This window comes from Bradyrhizobium campsiandrae (assembly GCF_014529705.1).
GTDB lineage: Bacteria > Pseudomonadota > Alphaproteobacteria > Rhizobiales > Xanthobacteraceae > Bradyrhizobium > Bradyrhizobium campsiandrae.
The window spans coordinates 182,377-204,788 of the sequence record NZ_JAANIH010000006.1 but is presented as its reverse complement, the minus strand read 5'-3'; the positions used below and the strand labels follow the sequence as shown (position 1 = coordinate 204,788).

The window sequence follows — 22,412 nt, the reverse complement described above, 5'->3', positions numbered from 1 at the left end:
GTTCGACACGCTGACCAAGGCAGTGCCTGGCACGGTGGTGATCGTATCGTTGAACCCACCGCCGCCACCGCCCCCGCCGTCTCCCGCGGCTGCGCCAGCATTGCCAACTGCTCCGTTGATATTGAAGGTGGTCGCGCCCGATCCGCCCGCGGCACCGCCGCTGCCCGCGCCGCCAAATCCTCCCGCTCCGGAGTATGGGAATCCAGAGCCGCCATTGCCACCACCACCACCGCCGCCGCCGCCGCCTGCACTGGCGGTGCCCGCCGTTCCAGTGCCGCCGGTCCCGCCCACCAGATTGTCGGTGGCGCCAGCGCCGCCCGCGCCCGCGCCTGTCGCGCCGGCGCCGCCCGATCCGCCGTCCGCCTTTGCAGGTGACGCCGATGCCAGCGCGAGGTACATCGCACAGAGGGCAGCGAATGCGGCCCGGCCGAGTGCGGTCGTCGTCGGCAGCGATGATCTGAAAATAAATGTTCGCTGCTTGCGCATTCCAAATCCGGTCCCGCCCATCGCAATTGCTCGTTCGTCGGCCACGTACGAACGCAACCAATTTACAGAAGTGGGTTGCACAGGCTTGGACCAGACGGCACGGGACACGGGCAGCGCGGCATTCTGCTTGCCAATTTGAGCGGCTGTTGCCGTTGGGCGACAAAAACGCGGCGGCCCGCGATCTTCATCGCGGGCCGCTTGGGACTGATGGGAATTCGCGGGGGCGTGCCGGCTGCTACACGGCCGGCAAGAGGCCTTCGCGGGGCAGTTTGCCGGCGCCACCTCCGCCGCCAAGTGCTCCGTATCCGCCACTGACGTTATCCAGCTGCTTTTGATCGAGCTCGCCGTTCTGCTTGCGCTGCTCGGCCGGAGCGGACGTCTTGTCTTTCGTGCTGTCGCTCATCGTTCAAAACTCCTCGGCTTGAATGGGATCTTTAGAAAGGGCGGGGCGCGTACGCTCCGCGATCAATAGTCCACGTTGGTCGGGCAGTTGAAGGTCCGGCCCGATCCGCCGGTCTGGTAGCCGCCGCTGACCTGCGCGAGATCGTGCTCGGACAGCTCGAACTGCTCGGTCTTGCCGGCATGTGCATCAGGCGCGATCGAATCGTCAGATGTCCGATTCGCGCTCAGCGCCTTGGACGATGTCTTGGTCATGTAAACTCCGTCTGGAAGTTGATAAGCGGTCGCGTGGTGCGCTCGCCTGCAATCCGTGTCGGCAAACGCGCGCGAGGTTCTGGGTGCAGGATTTCACTTAATCGTTATTGCTGAAAATCAGCATATCGGGAGATGAATGACTTGGGCCAGACGGCACTGTGTTTGGACTCGGCGGCAAGAACGTCCCTCACCAGGCGTAGCGCACGACGCCCTTGCCGGCATAGGAGCGGGTGACTTGCGAGAACTCGCCCTCGAAGGTCGCGGCCGCCGACCAGCCGTTCAGCCATTTCATCTCGGCCGATGCGGTCGTGAGTGCGGAATCGCGCGCCTGCGCCGCGCCGTTGACGACGAAGCTTGCGCCCGGCAGCGCCTGGAAGGTCGCAGCGATCGTGCGGTTCGGATTGAAATCATGCGCCCAGGCGAGGCGGCCGCGCAGCGTCAGCACGCCGCTCTGCTGCGCAAAGGATTTGTCGCTGCGCAGGCCGAGCTCGCTGCGCGCATCGGTCACGTCCTTGGCCGCATAATTGAGCGCGAAGGCCGGCGCCCCTGAAATCACCTGCTCGGCATAGGACGGCAGCTGGAACGTGGTGGCTTGCGCGGCCGCATAGGGCGTGAGACCGACGCCGCCGATCCACGGCGCAACGAAGCGATAGCCGCCTTCGAGCCGACCGGACCATGCATTGGCGTTGAACTCCGCGCGCAGCCGGTCGGCGCCCGCGATCGTCACGGTGCGGTCGGTGGTCACATCCTGCCAGCCGTAGGCGAGTGCGGCGGTGACGTAAGCGGGGCCGCTGGTGTGATGCACATAGGCGCCGGCCTGAAACAGGTCGGAGCGTCCGCCGCCGAGCCCGCTGACGCCAAAACTGGTGCCGCCACCGGCGAGCGCAAAGCCGGCCAGCGTGCTCGGCGAGATCAGATAGTCCGCGCCGACGGCAGTGCCGAAGATGCGGCTGGTCGCCTGGCTCGAGCCGACGATGGCGTTGCCCTCGGTGGTCTGTGTGCCGCCGAATCCGGCCGCCCACACGCTCCAGCGCTGTTCGAACGGGCGGCCGCGCAGCGGCGCCTTGGTGAACATGGCATAGGCGTCGGCGCGGCGATCGTCCGCATAGCCGATCGCGCCCGCGGGCGCATCGCCGCAGGCGGCCTGCGATGGCGAAGCGGTGCGGCAATTGGAGTTTCGCATGAAGGGATCCGTCAGCAGGCCCATGAACTGGCTCATGGCATCGAAGGTGGCCTGCTGCGAACCGGCCGCGCTCTCGCCCGAGGCCTGGGTCAGGCCTGCGGGCGTCAGGCTGCCATAGACTGCAGGGATTCCTCCGGTCGAATTGAAATAGCCGACCAGCGCGTCGGCGACCGCCTGCTGGTTTTGATTCATCGCGTTATACGAAGGGCCAGCAAAGCCGAGCGCGAGATTGAGATAGACGTTGTTGGCGTCATAGCTCAGCGTGTCATGGAATCCGGCAGGCAGGTTGTTGTTGGCGATGACCGACGCGAACGTTCCGGATAGGCCACCGGTTGCGGTGAGGATCGTGTACTGCTTGCTGACATAGCTGCCGGTGAGGAAGGCAGCCTGCACGGTGGCGCCGTTGAGGGTCGCCGTGCCCGAGACCGTCGTGAAGGAGGCAGTCGAGGGGTTCAACCCGATCAAATAGAGCGCACCGGCCTGGAAGGCGAGATTGCCGGCGACCGTCAGCGAGGTCGTTGGCGTGCCGTTACCAGGGCCGAGCAGGCCGCCGGCATTGACCTGCGTATTGCCGATCGTGCCCGCGCCCACAAGCCAGGCGCCATTGTTGACCGTGGTCAGGCTCGATGTGGCGATCGAGCCGTCCACCCACAACGTGCCGCCGTTGACCGTCGTCGCGCCGGTGTAGGTGTTGGCGCCGGTCAGCCGCATGATGCCGTTGCCGATCTTCACGAGCGAGCCGCCCGTGCCGCCACCGCCGCCGCCGTCCTTGATCACCCCGGACACTGTCGTTGAGAAATTATTGCCGCCGACGGTCAACTGGTTGCTGCCGAGCTGGAAGAATCCGCCGCCTGCTATGGAGCCGGCCGAGAGTTGATGGTTGCCGGCAGGTCCGGATGAGAGGGAGAAATCCGTCGAGGCTGTGGCGTTATTGGTGATGGCAGCGTTGCCCGCCGTCGCGTTGTTCGACAGGGCAAGAAAGCTCTGGTTGTCGATAACGGCGTTGCCGGCAGAACTATTGGCGACAAAATAGAGGCCACCCTGGTTTGTGAAGACGGCGCTGCCCGCGGTGCTCGCGTCGAAGAAATACATGGTGGCGGCGGCGGCGTTTCCAACCGTCGCGTTGCCCGCAGTACTGTTGTTGAAGAAGCCGGTCGAGCCCGCGTTGCTGATAGTGGCAGTGCCGGCGGAGCTATTATTGGTGAAGTAAAGGGTACCAGTCTGGCTCGTGGCGATCGAAATGCTGCCGCCGTTGGCCGCGATCCCTGCGCCCGTGAACGAGAGCGTAACGTTTGCCCCGATCGTGGCCTGGTAGCTGGAGGCCCCTGAATTGAGAGTCCAGCCGCCCACACTGGCGTCGGCCGCGATGGCGATGGCGGTCTGGTTGGACGTACCGAAGAAGGCCGTGCCAGTCGGCACCAGACCCGTGTTCCAGTTCGTGCCAGCGTTGTAGATGCCACTGCCGGGATTCGTCTTCCAGGTGGCATTCTGCGCCGACGACGGCGCGGCGGGAATCATGAACGCGAGTGTGGAGCAGGCGGCCAGCAACGCCGCACGCGTCCGTTTTCGCTGCGATGTGGTGATCGCGGCAGCGGCAACGACAGTCATCTTCGTCATGGTCTTCCCAGGGCATTACCGGGCGAAGCGAGCGTCGCCCATCCAATTGGCTACCTAGCGTGCGAGCGATAGTCCGGCTTGGGCACAACGGCAGCCCCCTTGGGCTGTGCGGACCTGCGGTCGCGAATTGCGATCTCTGTTGAAGTTGAGCAACAGCGCCGGAGAGCCGCGACTTGAGCGCGTGGGTCAACAATTGGACTGGGCGGCACATGGCGCGGACTAAACGGCACTCACGTGCCGTTTGATCCAATGTTCCCCTTGTGCGACAAATTGGCATGTCCATTGGGGGTCCTGTCGTGACGGCGGTCGATGCCAACGAGTTGCTTCAGTTTCGCGTGACGTCCGCGCCCTTTGCGGCGAGCGGACAGCTCGACGCCTTCATCGAGGTGTGGGGCCGCAAGATGATGCGCTTTGCGATCGAGCCGTTGGCCGGCCAACCGCTCCAGATCGATGCCATGCTGCGCTCGCTGCCCGACTTCGCGATGGCGAGCGGGCTACGTTCGCCGATGCGGGTTCATCGCCACGCCGAGCTGATCGACAATGACGATCTCCACCTCGTCGTTATCGCGCAAGGCACGGGCGAGCTGCGTCAGCAGGGCCGTGTCGCGACCATTCGCGCGGGCGAGGCCGTTCTGACCGACAACGGCACGCCGGCGATCTTCGTGATGCCGACGCGGTGTCACACCATCACCTACCGCTTCAGCAGGGATCTGCTGCGGCATCGCGTCAGTCGCGTCGACGCTCTCGTCGCGCGGCCGAGCGACAGGGATCACCCGGCGCTGCGCCTGCTGACCGGCTATGCCGGAATCCTCAACGATCAGAGTGCGCTCGCCACGGCCGAGCTGCGCCGCGCCGTCAGCGATCACATGCACGACCTTGCTGCTCTGCTGTTCGGTGCCCGGACGGGGCCGAGTCTGGCCGAGGGGCTTCGCGCCGCGCGGCTCAAGGCGATGAAGGACGAGATTTTCCGGCGGCTCGTCGACAGTTCGCTTTCGGTCGGCGACGTTGCGCGCAGCCAGCAGATTTCGGAGCGCTACATCCGCCAGCTCTTCGCCGGCGACGGCACCACCTTCACCGATTTCGTCCGCGATGCACGCCTCGCACGTGCCCATCGCATCCTGACAGATCTCACCGCGCCACACCGGCCAATCAACGCGATCGCCTATGAATGCGGTTTCAACGACCTCTCTTATTTCAACCGTGCGTTCCGCCAGCGCTACGACATGACGCCGTAGGGGGCCCGCGGCGCGACGACGCACACGGTCTCCTCGATCTGTGTCTTTCTCTATGAGTTCCGAGAATCCGGCGGAAGCTGACTTTCATGAGCAAACGCCCTACTGCCTCTGCAGCAGCTTCAGCCGGCAGCGCAGCGCCTCGCGGATATGGGCGCGGGCGAGCTGCTCGGCCTTGTCGCCGTCGCGCGCGGCAATGGCCTCGATGATGGCCTGGTGCTCGCCATGGCTGGTTAAGGGGCGGCCCGTCACGGTGAAGGTGGTGGGGCCGAGGAGGGCGATCCAGTCCGGCCTTTCCCGCGAGGCGTTGTCGAGGGAGCGGTGGCGCGCGGCACGGAAGATCGCCTCGGGGTAGGCGCGGTTGAGCTTTGCCGTCTCGATGGCGTCAGGCTACGGCGCCGCGACACAGGCCGGTGCGATATCCCTGAGCGCGTCGACCTCGGGCGCGGAGGCGTGCTCGGCGGCAAGACGCGCGGCGGCGCCTTCCATGATTTCGCGCATCGCATAGAGCTCGAGCACCTCCGAGATGTCGAGGCTGCGGACGATCAACCCGCGACCGGCGGCGGGCGCGACGAAGCCGCGCGCGGCGAGCCGGCCCAGCGCCTCCCGCACCGGCGTGCGGCTGACCCTCAGCCGCTGGGCGACTTCCTCCTCGCGCAAGCGGTCGCCCGCGCGGTAGTTGCCGGCCTGGAGCGCCTCGCAGAGCGAGCGAAATACCGCCTCACCCAGCGCGACACCACCGCCGCGGGTGATTGATCCGCCTGTCTTCGCCGGACGTCTGGCCATAGTCCCTCGACGCATCCTGCCCATGCAGAGATGCCGCTTGCACCGCTTCTGTATATCTTTGTATACAATAGTACGCAAGCGCGAAGCTGGTTGACGCCGGCCGCTGGCGGGCAAGAATGGCTCCAACTTGGTCGTGACGGACAGACGGCATGGGCAGCAAATACGACGTGCTGGTGATTGGCGGCGGCAACGCCGCTCTGTGCGCGGCGATCAGCGCCCGCCGCGGCGGCGCCTCGGTGCTCGTGCTCGAGGGCGCGCCAAAATTCTACCGCGGCGGCAACACCCGCCACACCCGCAACATGCGCTGCGCTCATGACGCCGCGACCGAAATCCTCACAGGACCGTACACCGAGGAGGAGTTCTGGGAGGACCTGCTGCGGGTCACCGGCGGGCAGACCGACGAGGTGCTTGCCCGCCACATGATCCGCGAATCCAAGGACATCCTGAACTGGATCGTGGAGCAGGGCGTGCGCTGGCAGCCTTCGCTCGGCGGCACGCTGAGCCTTGGCCGTACCAACTCGTTCTTCCTCGGCGGCGGCCGGGCGATGCTCAACGCGCTGTATCTGACCGCCGAACGTCTCGGCGTCGAAGGTCAGTACGATGCAGAAGTTAACGACCTCGTGCTCGAGGCCGGCCTGTTCCTCGCCGCGCGCCTGAAGCGGCCGATCCATGGCGAGACCGAAATCCGCGAGACCTCGCTGGTGGCGGCCGCCGGCGGCTTCGAAGCCAACAGCGATTGGCTCAAGCAATATTGGGGCGAGGCCGCCGACAATTTCCTGATCCGCGGCACGCCCTATAATCGCGGCTCGATCCTGAAGATGCTGCTCGCCAAGGGCGTGCAGGAGGTCGGCGATCCCACCCAGTGCCACGCGGTCGCGATCGACGCCCGCGCACCGAAATTCGACGGCGGCATCATCACGCGGCATGATTCCGTCGTGTTCGGCATCGTCGTCAACAAGCACGCCCAGCGCTTCTACGACGAGGGCGAGGACATCTGGCCGAAACGCTATGCGATCTGGGGCCGGCTGGTCGCGGCGCAGCCGGGCCAAATCGCCTACATCATCTTCGATTCGACCGTCGTCACCAGCTTCATGCCGACGCTGTTCCCGCCGATCGCCGGGCAAACCATCGCCGAGCTTGCCGGCAAGCTCGAGCTCGATCCGGCCGTGCTGGAAAAGACCATCTCCGAATTCAACGCCGCGGTGCGGCCAGGCACGTTCGATCACACCATCCTCGACGATTGTCGCACCGAAGGCATCACGCCGGCCAAGACGCATTGGGCGCGCAAGATCGAGACGCCGCCCTACCTCGCCTATCCGGTGCGGCCCGGCATCACCTTCACCTATCTCGGCACGCGCGTGACCAAGGAGGCGCGGATGCTGATGGCCGACGGCAAGCCGTCCGCCAACATGTTCGCCGCCGGGGAGATCATGGCCGGCAACGTGCTTGGCAAGGGTTACGCTGCCGGCATCGGCATGACCATCGGCAGCGTGTTCGGACGGATCGCGGGGCGGGAAGCGGCACGCCACGCCAAGAATTAGGATCAAGAAAAGATGCAGGGAGTAAACATGTCACGCCTAGCCATTGCTTCGATCGCGACGCTGTTGATCGTCAGCGACGTGTATGCCGACGAGCCCATCACCCTGCGCGACATGGGCTCGTTCCATGTCGGCGGGCGGCTGGTCGAAATCTCCGGCAAGCCGGTGAGGGAGGTCGTGTTCTCGCCAGGCGGCGTGCCTGCCAAGGTCGATCCCAACGGCACCTACCAGGTCGAGCAAATGTATGTGCAGTATTTCCTGCCGGCGAGCGAGAAGGGCGCCTATCCGCTGCTGATGTGGCACGGCGGCGGGCTGACCGGCGTCACTTATGAGACCACACCCGATGGGCGCGAAGGCTGGCTGAACTATTTCCTGCGCAAGGGCTGGGCGGTCTATAATTCCGACGCGGTGGAGCGCGGGCGCGCGGGCTGGGCGCAATATCCTGACATCTTCAAGGGCGAGCCGGTCTTCCTGACCACGGCCAATCCGTTCGAGCGCTTCCGCATCGGCGATGGCCCGAACTCCTACGATCCCGATCCCGCCAAGCGGAAGGTGCTGCCGGGCAACCAGTTCCCCGTTGAACGCTACGAGAATTTCGTCAAGCAGAACGTGCCGCGCTGGACCACGACGGACGATGCGACCATCGCCGCCTATATCGCCGAGATCGATCGCGTCGGACCCTCGGTGATCCTGTTCCACAGCCAGGCCGGCAGCTTCGGCTTCAAGGTCGCGCAAGCCCGGCCCGACAAGGTCAAGGCGCTGATTGCGATCGAGCCCGCCGGCATTGGCGATATCGCCAAGGCGGACGCGCTGAAGAACATCCCGACCCTCATCATCTATGGCGACTATATCGATCGCGATTCGCGCTGGCCCAAAATCCGCGCCAATGGCGTTGCTTTTGCCGACGCCATCAAGGCGGCCGGGGGCAGCGTCGACATCGTCGACCTGCCGCAAGTGGGCATCAAGGGCAATTCGCACATGGTGATGATGGACAAGAACAACCTCGTGGTCGCCGACCTGATCCAGAAATGGCTCGCGGCCAAAGGATTGACGAAGTAGCGCCATGCACGGAAGCAGAATCCTGGACGAAGCCGACCGTCTGATGACGGTCTGCAATTCCTGCCGCTACTGCGAGGGGCTTTGCGCGGTGTTTCCGGCGATGGAGATGCGGCGCGCCTTCTCGGACGGCGATCTCAACTATCTCGCCAATCTCTGCCATGCCTGTGGCGCCTGCTATGTCGATTGCCAGTTCTCGCCGCCGCACGAGTTCAACGTCAACGTTCCGAAGACGCTCGCGGTCGCCCGTGCCGAGTCCTACGCCATTTATGCCTGGCCACAGGCCCTGTCGGGCGCCTTCGCGCACAACGGCCTCGTCATCAGCATCGTCGCTGCGCTCAGCGTGGCGGCCTTCGTTTTTGGTTTCGCCGCGCTCAATGACCGGAGCGTGCTGTTCGGCGTGCACGCCGGCGCCGGCGCGTTCTACAAGCTGATGCCGCACAATGCGATGGCTGCATTGTTCAGCGCTGCATTCCTCTATGCGATCGTCGCACTGGTCATGAGCGTGCGCACATTCTGGCGCGACATCGCCACGCCGGTCGGCGGGCGCGCCGATGGCGGCTCGATCTTCCAGGCCATTCGCGATGCGGGTGAACTGCGTTATCTCCATGGCGGCGGCGTCGGCTGCTACAACGAGGACGACAAGCCGACCGACCGGCGTAAATTGTTCCATCACCTGACGTTCTATGGCTTCCTGCTGTGTTTCGCCGCGACGTCGGTGGCGACGCTCTATCACTATCTCCTGGGACGCGAGGCGCCGTATCCGTGGTGGGACCTGCCCGTGGTGCTCGGCACGTTCGGCGGCTTCGGCCTGATCGTCGGCCCGATCGGCCTGTTCGTGGCCAAGCTGCGGCGCGATCCGGCCTTGCTCGACGAAAACCGCTACGGCATGGATGTCGGCTTCATCGCTATGCTGTTCCTGACCGGGCTTACCGGTATGCTGTTGTTGATCCTGCGTGAGACTGCCGCGATGGGACCGCTGCTGGCGCTGCATCTCGGCGCGGTGTTCGCGCTGTTCATCACCATGCCCTATGGCAAGTTCGTGCACGGCATCTACCGCTTTGTGGCATTGGTGCGCTATGCCCAGGAGCGGCGGACGGCTGTCTAGAACGAAATGGACTTGGATTGAATCAGCCGCGGGCTCGGTGCACCTCCGATACCGTGGCGCAAGACCACGCCGCCAGACCGCGCATGCGCTGGCGCGATGGGCACGGGCCGGGCCTCATGCAACCTCGCGCTCCGGCGCGGACGCCTGTTCGCGGGCCATCGTCGTTGCCGTGACATAGTCGGTCTTGCCGGTGCCGAGCAGCGGCACCTTGTCGACCACCATGATCGTCGCGGGCACGGTCAGCTCGGAGGCGCCGATCGACTTGGCCTGAGCCTGCATCGTGCTGCGCTCGGCGTTCTTTTGTGTGGTCAGCAGCACGATGCGCTCGCCCTTGCGCGGGTCGGGGATCGAGACCGCGACTGAGGCGGCCTGCGGCCACAGCGTGGTCGCGATGCTCTCGACCGCCGACAGGGAGACCATTTCGCCCGCGATCTTGGCAAAGCGCTTGGCGCGACCCTTGATGGTGATGAAGCCGGCCGCGTCGATGGCCACGATGTCGCCGGTGTCGTGCCAGCCCTCGGGCAGCACTTCGAGCACGCCAGGATTTTCGGCCCTGAGATACCCGAGCATCACGTTCGGGCCGCGCACCGACAGGCGGCCGCCATCCTCGATGCCGGGGACCGGGTCGAGGCGGCTTTCCATCAGCGGCGAGAGCCGGCCGACGGTGCCGGGGCGGTTCGCCATCGGCGTATTCATCGCCAGCACAGGCGCGGTCTCGGTGACGCCATAGCCTTCGAGGATGCGGATGCCGTAGCGCTCCATGAACACCTGACGCGTGCGGTCCTTGACGGCTTCCGCGCCGGCGATCACGAGGCGCAAGGTGCGGAAGTCGTAGGCATGCGCCGAGCGGGCATAGCCTGACAGGAACGTGTCGGTGCCGAACAGGATGGTGGCGCCGGTCTGGTAGATCAGCTCGGGCACGATGCGATAATGCAGCGGCGAGGGATACATGTAGATCGGAATGCCCGCCAGCATTGGCATCATCATGCCGCCCGTCAGGCCGAATGAATGGAACACCGGCAGCACGTTGAAGACCTTGTCATTGGCATTGGCATCGACCCGCGCCAGCGCCTGCGCCGCGTTGGCGAGGATGTTGCGGTGGGACAGCACCACGCCCTTGGGCGTGCCTTCGGAGCCTGACGTGAACAGCACGACGGCGGGATCGCTCGCCTGGCGGGTGACACGCGGCGTGGTTCCGGCGAGCAGGCCCTTGATCTTGTCGACTGTTCCGATCGAGGCGCGGATATCTTCGAGATAGATAACGCGCGCCTCGGCGGAGATCGCGGCCATCAGCTTGTCGAGCTTGCCCTTCTCGATGAAGGCCTTCGAGGTCAACACGGTCTTGACCTGCGCGGCCTTCATGGCGGCCAGGACGTTGACCGGGCCTGCGGAGAAGTTGAGCATGGCCGGGACGCGGCCGATATTTTGCAGCGCCATGAAGACCACGGCGACGCCGGCGGAGTTCGGCAGCAGGACGCCGACATTCTCGCCGACGGAGGTGCCGTCTTCCAGCTTCCGGCTCAGCACCTGCGCGCCGAGGATCAGCTTGCGATAGGTCAGCTTGGTGCCGAGCGCGTCCTCGATGATGACCTTGCCGGTGTCGCGGTCGCGATAGGCATGTCCGAGCGCTTCGAACAGCGAGTGATCAAGCATGGCGTTCTTCACCAGGGCGTCGATCATGACGTCCTGCAGCGCCGCGCCGGCGGCGTTGCGGCGCGCCTTGCCCTTCAGCTCCGAAGCAACCGGCAGCTTGACCGGCGGCAGAATCGTGACCGTCACCCGCGGAAACCACGAGCGCTTGATCTGGCTCGAGGTGAGATAACTGAGATGCGAGCGCTGCGCACCTTCGATCCGGACCGGCACCACCACGGCGTCGGCCTTGTCCGCGATCATTGCCGTGCCGTCATAGACCTTCATCAGCGAACCGGAGACGGTGATGCGCCCCTCCGGGAAAATGACCACGGGCTCGCCCGCGGCGACCAGCTTGATCAGGTCGCGCGCAGCCAGCGGCTTGGTCGGGTCCATGGTGTAGTGCTTGACCACCCGCAGGAAGGGCTTCGCCCACCAGGCCTTGGCGATGCCGGTATCGACCGCGAAGCTGGCGTCGATCGGCAGCACGGCGTGCAGCAGCGGGCCGTCGATCAGGCTGACATGATTGGGTGCGATCAGCATCCGCGTGCCCGGAGGCGGCAGGTTTTCGAGGCCGCGAATCTCGGTGCGGAACAGGGCACGGAACAAGAGGGCGCCGAAATCGCGCACGCCCTCCTTGCCCCATTTCGTCAGCACGAACCACACCGCGCCGAAGCTGGCGACACCGAGGCCGAAGAAGATCCAGCCGACATGCAGCCCGCCCGCCTGCAGCAGCGCGACGAACAGGGAGCCCACCACCATGAAGGCCGCCTGCAGCACATTGCCCGCGGCGATGATGCGGGCGCGCTCGTTCGGGACCGACCAGGCCTGCACGGCGGCGAAGGAGGGAACCACGAACAGGCCGCCGCCGAACGCGAAGGCGACGAAATCGGCCAGCATACGCAAGCCCATGAATGAGGTCGCAAAGTCGATCGCTGCGATGTCCTGGCCCTTGGTCGCGACGGCGATGGCCCAGGCGAGATCAAGGCCGGCACAGCCCATGATGATGGCGCCGATCGGCACCAGTGCGAGGTTCGGGCGAACGTGGCTCAGGCTGGCGGCGAACAGCGAGCCAGCCGCAATGCCGATCGCGAAGATCGCCAGGCACAGCGTCACCACCCCTTCACTGCCGCCGACGACGTCCTTGACCAGCGCCGGCAGCAGCGACAGCACGATGGCGCCGACCAGCCAGAACCAGGAGACGATCACCGTGCCGTCCCACAGCCTGTGGTCCGCGTGCAGCGTCTTGAGCAGGCCAAGCGTCGAGGTCCACGGATTGGCATCGACCGGCAGATCGGGCGCGGAGGGCGTCGTTTGCGGAATGCGGGAGGCGAAGGCCCAGGACAGCAGGGCCAGCACGACCACGGCCGATGCGACCCAGCCCATGTGGGCGGAGCCGGCCACGAACTGGCCGCCGGCGACCGTGCCGAGCAGGATGGCCATGAACGTCGCGCCTTCGACCAGCGCGTTGCCGGTCGCGAGCTCGCCGAGCTCGAGCTGGTCCGGCAGCATGGCGTATTTCACGGGGCCGAACAGGGCGGCGATGATGCCGAACAAGGCGAGCGCGGTGAACAATAGCGGCACCGAGTGCATGAAGAAGCCGGCGGCGGCAAAGCCTGCTGCGAAGATCTCGGCGAACTTCAATCGTCGCGCGACGACCGACTTGACGTATTTGTCGGCGAGCTGGCCGCCGAGCCCGGACAGGATGAAATAGGGGAAGATGAAGACGGCGCCTGCCACCGTCACGAGCGCATCGCCGTGGCCGGTCGCCGCGCTGTAAAGCAGGATGATGACGAGCGCGTTCTTGAGCACGTTGTCATTGAGCGCCGAGAAGAATTGCGCCCAGAACAGCGGCGCGAAACGGCGTGACGACAGCAAATCCCTGATCATGACTAGTCCTGTTTTGAAAAAGGCAGCCTGAGGTTGTTACCTGGTCGGTCGTGCGTCACGACCGGATGAGTGTGGGAGGAGCGATTGCAGGGTGACTGTTGTCACCGGCCTGCTGTGTTCCCCCGGCTCCTCCGATCCTGTTGGTCGCCAAGTGATCCCGTTAGGTTCGCAAAATATCCGGTCGCGGCCCGCAGTTCGGGCGACCATGCGCGCAAACCTTGTCTCAGGTGAGGTCGGCGAGATGGCGAAGAGGGTTGAACCGGCCGAGCAGGCCGAAGCGGCGACCCTCGAGGCGGGCACGGGCGCGGCTGGCCCGCCACATCCGGAAGGTCGCGCGGCGTTCAGCCAGGACGCCGGCAATGTCGCAGGCGTTTGCGATCCGGTCGATCGGCGCCATGGCGAACCGCAGCAGGGCGCGGCCAAGCCCGGTCACGAGGGCTGCGGCGTCCTCGACGAAGGTGGAGGCGATATCGACAGCGAGCGTTTGCATTTTGCAGGTCTCCGGGTTAATTTGAACATTGTTCACATGAGTAGCTTAAAAATGAACAATGTTCAAGAGGATTCGCTGCGGGATCGAAAAAAAACCCGGAGGCGGTTCCAGATCCTGGAGATCGCCCGTGGCATCATTGCATCCAAGGGATTGAGATCGTTGAAGGTTCGGGACGTCGCCGAAGCCGCCAATTGCTCGGTCGGCAGCGTCTATAACGAGTTCGGCGACTTCGACGGGGTGATCCTGACCGTCAACAGGGAGACGGTTCAGGCGCTGACCGCGCGGCTGCGCGGGGTTCCAGGGGAGGATCCGGTCCGCCAGCTCTATGGATTGGCCGAGACCTATCTCGACTTCTTCGCCGAGCACGCCAATTTGCTGCGCGCGCTGTTCGCGCATCGGACGGAGGACGACAGTCCCTATCCCGACGACATCCTCCAGATGGTGATGGACGCCTTCGCGTTGATGCATCTGCTGCTGGTGCGGGTGCTGCCGAATGCCGATGACGTCAGGATCGCGCTCTTGTCACGCACGCTGTTTTCCGCGGTGCATGGGATCATCTCGCTCGGCCTTGAAGAGCGCATGGTCGCCGTGCCGCCGCAGATGCTGCGCCAGCAGGTCACGCAATTCCTGGACGCGCATCTCGTGGGTCTCGGAATCCTGCCGGCGCGCTGACGACGCTACCCGCCGTCACGCGCGGGCAGCTTCGCGCGGCCTTGCGGCGACGACGACGACATCCGCTTTCCCGTTGTCGACCTGAACCCGGTTGCGCCCTTTTTCCTTGGCGCGATAGCAGGCGGCATCGGCGCGGCGCATTGCGTCCTCGAGCGTGGTGTTGCGATCGGCGATGCAGGCAACGCCGATGCTGGCGGTGATAGCAAAGCAGCGATCATCCCAGGCGAAGCTGAACAGCTCGAGCGAGCGCCGCAGCCGCTCGGCAATGTCGACGGCCTCGTAGGGCGCGCATTCCGGCAGCATCAGTCCAAATTCATCGCCGCCGAGCCGGGCGACCAGATCCTGCGGCCGTCGGTCCTGCCGCAACAATTGCGCGACCTGACACAGCAGCCGGTCGCCGGCGAGATGTCCGCAGCTGTCGTTGACGCTCTTGAACTGGTCGAGGTCGAGCAGGATCAGGCTGAGCGCGCCCGCAGCGTTACCGTCAAGCTCGCCTTGCAGGCGCGCCTCGAAGGCGCGGCGGTTGGTGAGGCCCGTGAGCCAGTCGTGCGACGCCTGATAGGCCAGGCGCTCCTTCTCCGCGTGCAAGGCATCCTCGAATGCCTGTCGCTGCAACACCAGTCGCCGTGTGTGCCAGATCAGGAGCAGGATCAGGGCTGCGGCAGTGACGATGTTGACGCAGGTCAGCGTCACCTTGATGGTGCGAGAGCCTTCGCCCAGAGCGGTCGAGAATCGCTCTGCATGTCCGGTAAACTGCGTGTTCAGCTCCGAAAGCCGCGACGACAGGAAGTGCAGCCGATCTGCGTTGCGGATGGGGCCGCCCTTCAGGTCGCTTCGGATCACTTCACTGAAGATGCTGAGTTCGAGCAGCATCGGGTCGGTGGCAGCCCACTCCCGGATTGCCTCCTGAAAGAAGTTGATGCCGCTGAAGTACCGGAACAACCAGATCATGCCCGGAACATCGTCGGGATGGTTGCCGCCTTGCAGGAAGCCGATGCGCGCGAGCTCGACATTGACCGGATCGCGCTCGAGCGCCCACCTTGCGTACTCGTCACCGATAGGAACGGCGATCGACGACTGATACTGCGCGAACTGGCTTGCCTCGCCTGACTGCAGATACAGATGGAGAAAATAGACGGCGTTCTTCTGCGAGCGCGACCACATCGCCTCGCCGGCGACATAAGCGCGAACCGACGACATCACCTCCAGGCTGAATCCAGCGATCATCGCCTGGAGCACGACGACCATGACGAATGGCGAGACGAGCTTGATGACGTGAAGGAGACTACGTTCCTTCGCCGAAAATGCTGTTCTGCGAAACACCCTGCGTTCCCCAAGTCACGCAACGACCCCAGCGGAGCGTTGCGCCTGCAACGCCAAGTAGAGGGGATGGTTGCTTAACTGGACCTGAAAACTGCGGGGGACCACATGCTAGAGTGAAAGCGTCGTGAAGCGGATGTTTCAAATACCGGCGAAGCGGAACTGACGCGGTATCGGCGAACCAATATCGCGTATTCATCGCGTGCGGTTTACTCGATCGAGAGAATTGCTAGACCAGCACCGGCTTGCGCACGCGGCCGGCGTCGCCGAACACGCGCAGGTATCGCTCGATCTCCGAGGCCATGCCGGTCGCCTTCTCCGGATTGTCGGAGAGCTTGACGGCCGGATGTCCGTCGACCGACGACACCTTGCAGACCAGCGAGATCGGATCGAGGTTGAACGAGCCGTCCGGCGCGCAGCCGACGAAGTCGTTGGTGAGATTGGTGCCCCAGCCGAAGGAGAGCCGCACGCGGCCGGCGAAGTGGTGATAGGTCTCCTCGATCGAGCCGACGTCCATCGCATCGGAGAACACCAGCAGCTTGTCCTTGGGGTTACGGCCTTTCTTCTCCCACCACGCGATGATCTCCTCGCCGGCCTGGATCGGCGGCGCGCTGTCGGGGCGGAAGCCGGTCCAGTCGGCCACCCATTCCGGTGCATCGCGCAGGAAGGCCTTGGTGCCGAAGGCGTCGGGCAACGCGATCAACAGATTGCCGCCATAGGTCTGGCGCCACTGGTCGAGGATGCGGTAGGGCGCCCAGCGCAGCTCCTCGTCGTCCCTGGCGAGCGCGGCCGCGACCATCGGCAGCTCGTGCGCATTGGTGCCGATGGCTTCGAGATCGTTGTCCATCGCGAGCAGCACGTTGGAGGTGCCGATGAAGGACGGACCCAGCCCTTCCTTCACCGCTTCCACGCACCAGCGCTGCCACAGGAAGCCGTGGCGGCGGCGGGTGCCGAAATCGGACAGCCGCAAATTCTCCAGCTTGCGCAGCCGCTCGACCTTGGTCCACAGCTTGGCCTTGGCGCGGGCATAGAGCACGTCGAGCTCGAAGCGGCCGCGGCCCTTCATGGCCGAACGCGAGCGCAGTTCGTTGAGGATGGCGAGCGCCGGGATCTCCCACATCGTGGTGTGGGTCCATGGCCCGTGGAAATGCAGCTCGTACTGGCCTTCGACCTTGCGCAGCTCGTATTCGGGAAGGCGGAATTCGGCCAGCCAACGGATGAAGTCCGCCGAGAACATGTGGGTCTTGCCGTAGAAGGTGTTGCCGGCGAGCCAGATCAGCTCCTTCTTGGAGAAGCGGATGGTCCGGGCGTGGTCGAGCTGGGCCCGCAGCTCGCCCTCGTCGATGATCTCGGCAAGGCGCACATGGCGCGAGCGGTTGATCACCGAGAAGGTCACCTGCTGATCCGGGTAGTCCTCCCGAATCATCTGCAACATCAACAGCTTATAGAAGTCAGTATCAAGCAGGCTGCGGATGATGGGATCCAGCCGCCAGCTGTGATTGTAGGTTCGGCTCGCAATGTCGGTCACTGTCATGGCGGAATTCTAGCGTGGCGGCCAGCGTGCAACCAGTGGGTTTGGCGAAGGGCCGGCCGCCTGATGCCGAACCAACGCATACCTCCGGGTAGGGCGCCGCGGCTGACCCGATCGAGTGCAGCAAGGGCGTGATGGTTACATCGCGTCGAACTGCCCCGTCAGCGTAACGCGCGGACCGTGGGTGTAGCGGTCCGGCGTGAAACCGGAGTTGGATCTGCCGGTCTCGTTGAACACGTTGATGAACGTATCGAGCCGGTAGGAGGCGCCAAGCTTCAGGTTCTGCGTCAGCCAGTAGGAGACGCCGACCTGAATGTCTGCGCTCAGCACGCCGGCAAACTGCCGGTCATTGCCCGTTGCGACCTGATCGAAGACGGTGAGAGGCGGGCCGCCAATGAACAAGCTCCTCGTCGTGATCTGCGATTGCTGCCGCCCCAACAGCAAGGCGACGTCGCCGCTATAGTCGAACGACCATTGGCGGGCGAACCGGGCCGAGCCTTCCAGACCGATGAGTGGTCCGGCGCCCAGGGAGCTCGCACGCGTGTCATCGAAAATCGATTGCGTGGTGGAGAGGCCGCCGGCTGTGCCAGCCTGGACATTAGAGTCCGAGCTCCGGGCGGGGAATTCGGGAATGCGAAGCCCCGCCTTTAGCTGGAGGGCGTCCGGGCCGTGCCCGGCGGTGGCATGCCCGCCCGCAAGTTCAGCGAGCCAGTGGGTTTCCTTGTAAGCGGCCCCGAAGGTTTGTGTTCCCGTTACCCCGCCGGGCAAGAGGAAGCCGATCGTTCGTGTGCCGTCGGTCTTGCCGCCTTCGCCGTAGCGGAATTGGCCGTTGATGTGCCAGGGAGATCCGGCGAAGCGATGGTCGAATCCGATGGCTGTTTCCCAGCCGACCTTGGGCGTCAGATCGAAGACACCGGTGACATTGTTGTTGCTGCTATAGGTGTTGAACACGGGATCCCCGCCACTCCAGATCGCGCCGCCTTCGATCCAGGCCCTGAACTGTCCCGGGGCTTCGGGTGGGAGTGCCTTGATGGGCAGGGCGGCATAAGCCTGCAATGGATTGCGGCTTCGTGGCGAGGGAGCTGAGGTTGAGGCGAACTCAGCCTGGCGTGATTGAGACGAAGTTCTGCCGGGTTCGCTCGAAGCCCGCGCGCCCAGCGATTTCAGCCGGTTATTTTCGTCGAGCAGCCTCTGGTTCTCGCGAAGCGCGGCGTTTTCCTTGCGGATCGCGGCATTCTGGCGTTCCAGCTGTACGAGGCGCGCATTGACGTCTTCGAGTTCCCCGGCAGTGGCGCCGGTCGCCGGCAAGGCCGCAATTGCGCCGCTCGTGAGCGCAAGACTTTTCTTCATTGATTCACGTCGTCACACCAGTGGCGCGACCGCGACGGTCCATCTGGGCTTGCGCATCAACCTATAGGGTGAAGCCGTACTGCCGCCGTGCTCTGCGCAGCATTGCCGCACATGGGTGTGACCGATAGGACGCAGCTGATGCGTTCAGCCGTGCGCGGCCGTCGCTGCGACTGTCTCGAGCTGGCTCCTGACCCAGCGATGCGCCGGGTCCTTCTGGTAGCGCTGGTGCCAGACCATGAACATCGGCAATTCGGCTAGCGTGCGCGTGCGTGAGGCCAGCGGAATCCGCGCTTGTGCGAATCCGCGCATGACGCCGGAGGCGAGCAGGCTCGGCATGCTCGCCAGCATCTGCGAGCCGCGCAGGAACGCCGGCACGCCGGAGAAGCTCGGCACGGAGATGGCGATGTCGCGGTGGAGGCCGTTGGCAGCGAGCCTGCGGTCGAAGTCAAGCCGCTCATTGTCGGTATAGACGACCGAAATGTGACGCGCCGCGCGATAGGCGTTACGGACGGCCGGCGCGGCACGCGCCCTGGCGTCGGAGTGGCAGACGTAATGATGGCTCAAAAGCCGCTTCTGCACGATGTCGATGCCGACAGGCGGCAACGGGGTGATCAGAAGGTCGCAGCGATTCTCCCGCAGCATGGCCGGCGAGGGCGATTGCGATGGGATCACGCGCAGGTTCAGGCCCTTCACCTGCGCGGCAACATGTCCGAAGAAGCGCGGCAGCAGCAGGTCGCGCTGGAAATCGTTGGCGGCGATCGTCAGCGAAAGTTGCGCGCTTGCCGGCTCGAACGTGACGCCGCCGGCGAAGCTGCGCATCTCGTCGATCAACGCTCGCGCCTTTGCCGCCAGCGCCTGGGCATGGGCGGTCGCGACGATGCCGCGGCCGGATTTTGCAAACAGCGGATCACCGGCGATCCGCCGCAGCTTGTTCAGGCCGTGGCTGACGGCCGATTGCGTCAGATCGAGCCGGGTTGCGGCCGCCGTCACCGAGCCTTCCTCCAGCACGGCCAGGAACAGGTCGAGGGCGTGGCCATCGAGGGCCAAATGATCGATTTCTTTCATGTAATGCATTATAATTGATCTATTTATTTGTGGAATAGGCCGGCCCATGATCTCCCGATAAAGCCGCGCGCCCGCAAACCCGGCGCGTCCAAGGGCGACACAACGCCGATGAATGCCCAGGCGCCAGCCTCGCAGGATCCCCGCCTCAACCGCCCCGAACCGTTCACGCCGCCGCTTGGCGATGGAGGCTTCTTCCAGCGCGACCGCAGCATCCATCCGCCGGCCTACGCGCCCGGCTACAAATCCTCGGTCTTGCGCTCGCCGCGCCAGTCGCTGCTGTCGCTGGAAGGCTCGGCCTCGGAGATCACCGGCCCGGTGTTCGGCCACAATGATCTCGGCCCGCTCGACAATGATCTGATCCGCAATTACGCCAAGGACGGCGATCCCGTCGGCGAGCGCATCATCGTCCATGGCCGAGTGCTGGACGAGAACGGCCGCGGCGTGCCGAATACGCTGGTCGAGTTCTGGCAGGCCAATGCCGGCGGACGCTACCGGCACAAGAAGGATACCTATCTGGCGCCGATCGATCCGAACTTCGGCGGATGCGGCCGCGCGCTGACCGATGACACCGGCTATTATTATTTCCGCACGGTGAAGCCCGGGCCTTATCCCTGGCGCAACTTCGTCAACAGCTGGCGTCCCGCCCACATCCATTTCTCGGTGTTCGGCTCGGGCTTTGCGCAGCGGCTGATCACGCAGATGTACTTCGAGGGCGATCCGCTGATCCCGATCTGCCCGATTCTGACGACGATCCCGGACAAGGACGCGCTCGACCGCCTGGTGGCGCCGCTCGACCTCAATGCCTCGACGCCGTTCGACTCGCTCGCCTACCGCTTCGACATCGTGCTGCGCGGCCAGCGCTGCACCTATTTCGAAAATCGTCCCGAAGGGAACTGAGCAAATGCCACAGCCGCTCAACTATCTCAAGGAAACAGCCTCGCAGACCGCCGGACCCTACGTTCATATCGGCCTGATTCCGGCGATGGCGGGTTTCGATATCTTCGAGAAGAACTTTTCCAACGTGCTGGTGAGGCCGAACACGCAAGGCGAGCGCATCACGCTGGAAGGCAAGGTGCTCGACGGCACCGGCTCGCCGCTGCGCGACGTGCTGCTCGAGATCTGGCAGGCCAACGCAGCCGGCCGCTACAACCATCCCGCCGATCGCTCCGCCGGCGCTTTGGACGCGGACTTCCGCGGCTGGGGCCGCGCCGGCTCCGATTTCGAAACCGGATTGGTGACATTCGAGACCATCAAGCCGGGCGCGATCACCGACAGGGCAGGGCGCAAATGCGCGCCGCATGTCAATGTCTGGATCGTCGCGCGCGGCATCAATATCGGCCTCAACACGCGGCTCTATTTCTCCGACGAGGAAGCCGCCAACGCCACCGATCCCGTGCTCAATCTGGTCGAGCCGCCGGTGCGTCGCAAGACGCTGATTGCCACGCGAGGAGAGCGCGCCGGCAACGTCGTGTATTCCTTCACGATCAATTTGCAGGGCTCGGACGAGACGGTGTTCTTCGACGTGTGAACTGACTCCGTCCAAAATCAAACGGCCCCATCCGAAGATGGGGCCGTTTCTGTTGTCACGACACTGAAAGCTAGAAGCCGGTCGGTCCCACCGCACCGATCCAGTGCTTGACCTTGGTCGGATCCTTTTCGTCCATATAGAAGAAATGGACCATCGTCGGCCTCACGGCTGCGATGGTGGGATCGTCGAAGCGCATCGCGACCTTGCCGTGGAAGATCTTGAGCTCCGGGCTGTCCCAGAACTCGACAACGTCGTGGAGCGCCGGGAAGCCGCGATCGACGAACTGACGCAGATTGTTGCGGATCGCCTCGCGGCCGTGCCAGTCGGCGACGCCGAGATTGCAGATCGCATCTTCGGCGAAGCAATCAAATCCCTTGCCGAAGGTCTTGTCGTCGATCTCCTTCCACATTGCGAGGAGCCAGTCTGGCGCGGTGGTCTTGGTGAAGGTTTTCGTGCTCATGATCTTTCCTTTGATGTTCGATTGTGAGTTCCGCGAATTAGCGATTGGACGTGGCAATCCCGAGCTTTGCGGCCACGCGCCGGGCAGTTGCTTCCCGTTGGGCCGTGATGCCGGCCACGGCACGCTTCTCTTGGGCGAGGATTGGGACTGGAGAACGCACCGGCGAGCCGGCGTCGAACGGCGGTTCCGGCGCATACTGCATGTAGAGCTGGATCGCGCGCGCCACGTCGTCGCCACGTAACTCGGCTGCGAGGCATAACGCCCCGTCAATTCCGGCGGTGACGCCGGCCGCAAAGATCCAGCGGCCGTCGACGACGACGCGTTCGTTGATGGGAACGGCACCGAACAACGGCAACAGGTGAAACGAAGCCCAGTGGGTCGTCGCCCGTCGTCTCCTGAGCAGTCCCGCCGCGCCGAGAAGCAGAGCGCCGGTGCAGACGGAGAATATGCTGCGCGCACCCGCGGCCTGTTGGGCGATCCAGGCCAGAATTTCCTCGTTGTCCATCAAGGCTTCCTGGCCGAAGCCGCCCGGCACGTGGAGCACATCCAACTGGGGCGCCTCCGCAAGCGTCGCGTCCGGCGTGAGTCTCAGGCCTTTGACGTCGCGAACCGGTTCGGCCGTCTTGGCGTAGACGCGGTAAGTCGCGTTGGGGATGCGCGACAGCACCTCGAAGGGGCCGGTCAGGTCGATCTGGTCGAGACCGTCGAACAGCAGGGATCCGATTTGCAGGTGCGTCTCTTGCGGGATCATGGGTTTGCTCTCAACGGGAGGCTGGACAGGGCCAACCTAGCGGGGCAGGCTATGGCGCAAATGCCA

General features: G+C 64.6%; 18 protein-coding genes and 2 pseudogenes. 7 read left to right on the top strand and 13 right to left on the bottom strand.

Going from position 1 to position 22,412, the window contains the following annotated elements:
* From G8O24_RS45115 to G8O24_RS06770, 4 genes and pseudogenes are all read right to left on the bottom strand, one after another.
* Positions 1-486 (bottom strand): annotated as a pseudogene (locus G8O24_RS45115) (hypothetical protein); the annotation flags it as partial.
* 235 nt (positions 487-721) lie between these two features.
* A complete protein-coding gene (locus tag G8O24_RS06780) occupies positions 722-889 on the bottom strand; it encodes a hypothetical protein (protein ID WP_188097437.1) in 168 nt (55 codons plus the stop codon).
* A gap of 62 nt (positions 890-951) precedes the next feature.
* Positions 952-1,140 carry a bacteriocin gene (locus G8O24_RS06775; protein WP_188097439.1) on the bottom strand — a complete coding sequence of 63 codons (189 nt, stop codon included), beginning with the start codon at positions 1,138-1,140 and terminating at the stop codon, positions 952-954.
* Between the two features lie 187 nt (positions 1,141-1,327).
* Positions 1,328-3,940, bottom strand: coding sequence for an autotransporter family protein (locus G8O24_RS06770; RefSeq protein WP_188097688.1), 2,613 nt, complete (start codon positions 3,938-3,940; stop codon positions 1,328-1,330).
* Positions 3,941-4,215: 275 nt separating this feature from the next.
* Between G8O24_RS06770 and G8O24_RS06765 the strand changes: the two genes are divergently transcribed.
* Positions 4,216-5,175, top strand: coding sequence for a helix-turn-helix transcriptional regulator (locus G8O24_RS06765; protein ID WP_188097686.1), 960 nt, complete (start codon positions 4,216-4,218; stop codon positions 5,173-5,175).
* A gap of 99 nt (positions 5,176-5,274) precedes the next feature.
* Here G8O24_RS06765 and G8O24_RS06760 read toward each other — a convergent pair.
* Positions 5,275-5,958, bottom strand: a pseudogene (locus G8O24_RS06760) (GntR family transcriptional regulator).
* A 149-nt stretch (positions 5,959-6,107) separates the two neighbouring features.
* Between G8O24_RS06760 and tcuA the strand changes: the two are divergent.
* From tcuA to tcuB, 3 genes are read left to right on the top strand one after another with little or no spacing between them, the layout of a single operon-like run.
* Positions 6,108-7,499, top strand: a complete 1,392-nt coding sequence (gene tcuA / locus G8O24_RS06755; RefSeq protein ID WP_188097685.1) for an FAD-dependent tricarballylate dehydrogenase TcuA — start codon at positions 6,108-6,110, stop codon at positions 7,497-7,499.
* Between the two features lie 27 nt (positions 7,500-7,526).
* A complete protein-coding gene (locus G8O24_RS06750) occupies positions 7,527-8,555 on the top strand; it encodes an alpha/beta hydrolase (RefSeq protein ID WP_188097448.1) in 1,029 nt (342 codons plus the stop codon).
* A 4-nt stretch (positions 8,556-8,559) separates the two neighbouring features.
* Entirely contained in the window at positions 8,560-9,660 is a 1,101-nt protein-coding gene (gene tcuB, locus G8O24_RS06745; RefSeq protein ID WP_188097450.1) for a tricarballylate utilization 4Fe-4S protein TcuB, read from the top strand.
* A gap of 114 nt (positions 9,661-9,774) precedes the next feature.
* On the opposite strand, the gene G8O24_RS06740 is transcribed toward tcuB, so the two are convergent.
* Entirely contained in the window at positions 9,775-13,179 is a 3,405-nt protein-coding gene (locus G8O24_RS06740; RefSeq protein WP_188097682.1) for an acyl-[ACP]--phospholipid O-acyltransferase, read from the bottom strand.
* Positions 13,180-13,402: 223 nt separating this feature from the next.
* Complete coding sequence (locus G8O24_RS06735; protein ID WP_188097680.1) at positions 13,403-13,669, bottom strand: hypothetical protein; 267 nt, start codon at positions 13,667-13,669, stop codon at positions 13,403-13,405.
* A 51-nt stretch (positions 13,670-13,720) separates the two neighbouring features.
* On the opposite strand from G8O24_RS06735, the gene G8O24_RS06730 reads away from it, so the two are divergent.
* Complete coding sequence (locus G8O24_RS06730) at positions 13,721-14,341, top strand: TetR/AcrR family transcriptional regulator (protein ID WP_188097679.1); 621 nt, start codon at positions 13,721-13,723, stop codon at positions 14,339-14,341.
* 15 nt (positions 14,342-14,356) lie between these two features.
* Here the strand turns inward: G8O24_RS06730 and G8O24_RS06725 are convergent, their stop codons facing one another.
* The 4 genes from G8O24_RS06725 to G8O24_RS06710 form a co-directional block, all read right to left on the bottom strand.
* Positions 14,357-15,664, bottom strand: coding sequence for a GGDEF domain-containing protein (locus tag G8O24_RS06725; protein WP_188097677.1), 1,308 nt, complete (start codon positions 15,662-15,664; stop codon positions 14,357-14,359).
* A gap of 226 nt (positions 15,665-15,890) precedes the next feature.
* On the bottom strand, positions 15,891-17,195 hold the full coding sequence (pncB, locus tag G8O24_RS06720; protein WP_188097458.1) for a nicotinate phosphoribosyltransferase: 1,305 nt from the start codon (positions 17,193-17,195) through the stop codon (positions 15,891-15,893).
* Positions 17,196-17,330: 135 nt separating this feature from the next.
* Entirely contained in the window at positions 17,331-18,500 is a 1,170-nt protein-coding gene (locus G8O24_RS06715) for a hypothetical protein (RefSeq protein ID WP_188097675.1), read from the bottom strand.
* A 186-nt stretch (positions 18,501-18,686) separates the two neighbouring features.
* Positions 18,687-19,616, bottom strand: a complete 930-nt coding sequence (locus G8O24_RS06710) for a LysR family transcriptional regulator (RefSeq protein ID WP_188097672.1) — start codon at positions 19,614-19,616, stop codon at positions 18,687-18,689.
* Positions 19,617-19,715: 99 nt separating this feature from the next.
* On the opposite strand from G8O24_RS06710, the gene pcaH reads away from it, so the two are divergent.
* Together pcaH and pcaG are read left to right on the top strand one after the other, a co-directional pair.
* On the top strand, positions 19,716-20,504 hold the full coding sequence (gene pcaH / locus G8O24_RS06705) for a protocatechuate 3,4-dioxygenase subunit beta (RefSeq protein WP_188097670.1): 789 nt from the start codon (positions 19,716-19,718) through the stop codon (positions 20,502-20,504).
* A 4-nt stretch (positions 20,505-20,508) separates the two neighbouring features.
* Positions 20,509-21,135 (top strand): protocatechuate 3,4-dioxygenase subunit alpha, encoded by a 627-nt coding sequence (pcaG, locus tag G8O24_RS06700; protein WP_188097467.1) that lies wholly within the window; start codon positions 20,509-20,511, stop codon positions 21,133-21,135.
* Positions 21,136-21,205: 70 nt separating this feature from the next.
* Here pcaG and G8O24_RS06695 read toward each other — a convergent pair whose 3' ends face one another.
* Complete coding sequence (locus tag G8O24_RS06695) at positions 21,206-21,595, bottom strand: nuclear transport factor 2 family protein (protein WP_188097668.1); 390 nt, start codon at positions 21,593-21,595, stop codon at positions 21,206-21,208.
* Between the two features lie 37 nt (positions 21,596-21,632).
* Positions 21,633-22,346 carry a DJ-1/PfpI family protein gene (locus G8O24_RS06690; protein ID WP_188097666.1) on the bottom strand — a complete coding sequence of 238 codons (714 nt, stop codon included), beginning with the start codon at positions 22,344-22,346 and terminating at the stop codon, positions 21,633-21,635.
* Positions 22,347-22,412: the final 66 nt, after the last annotated feature.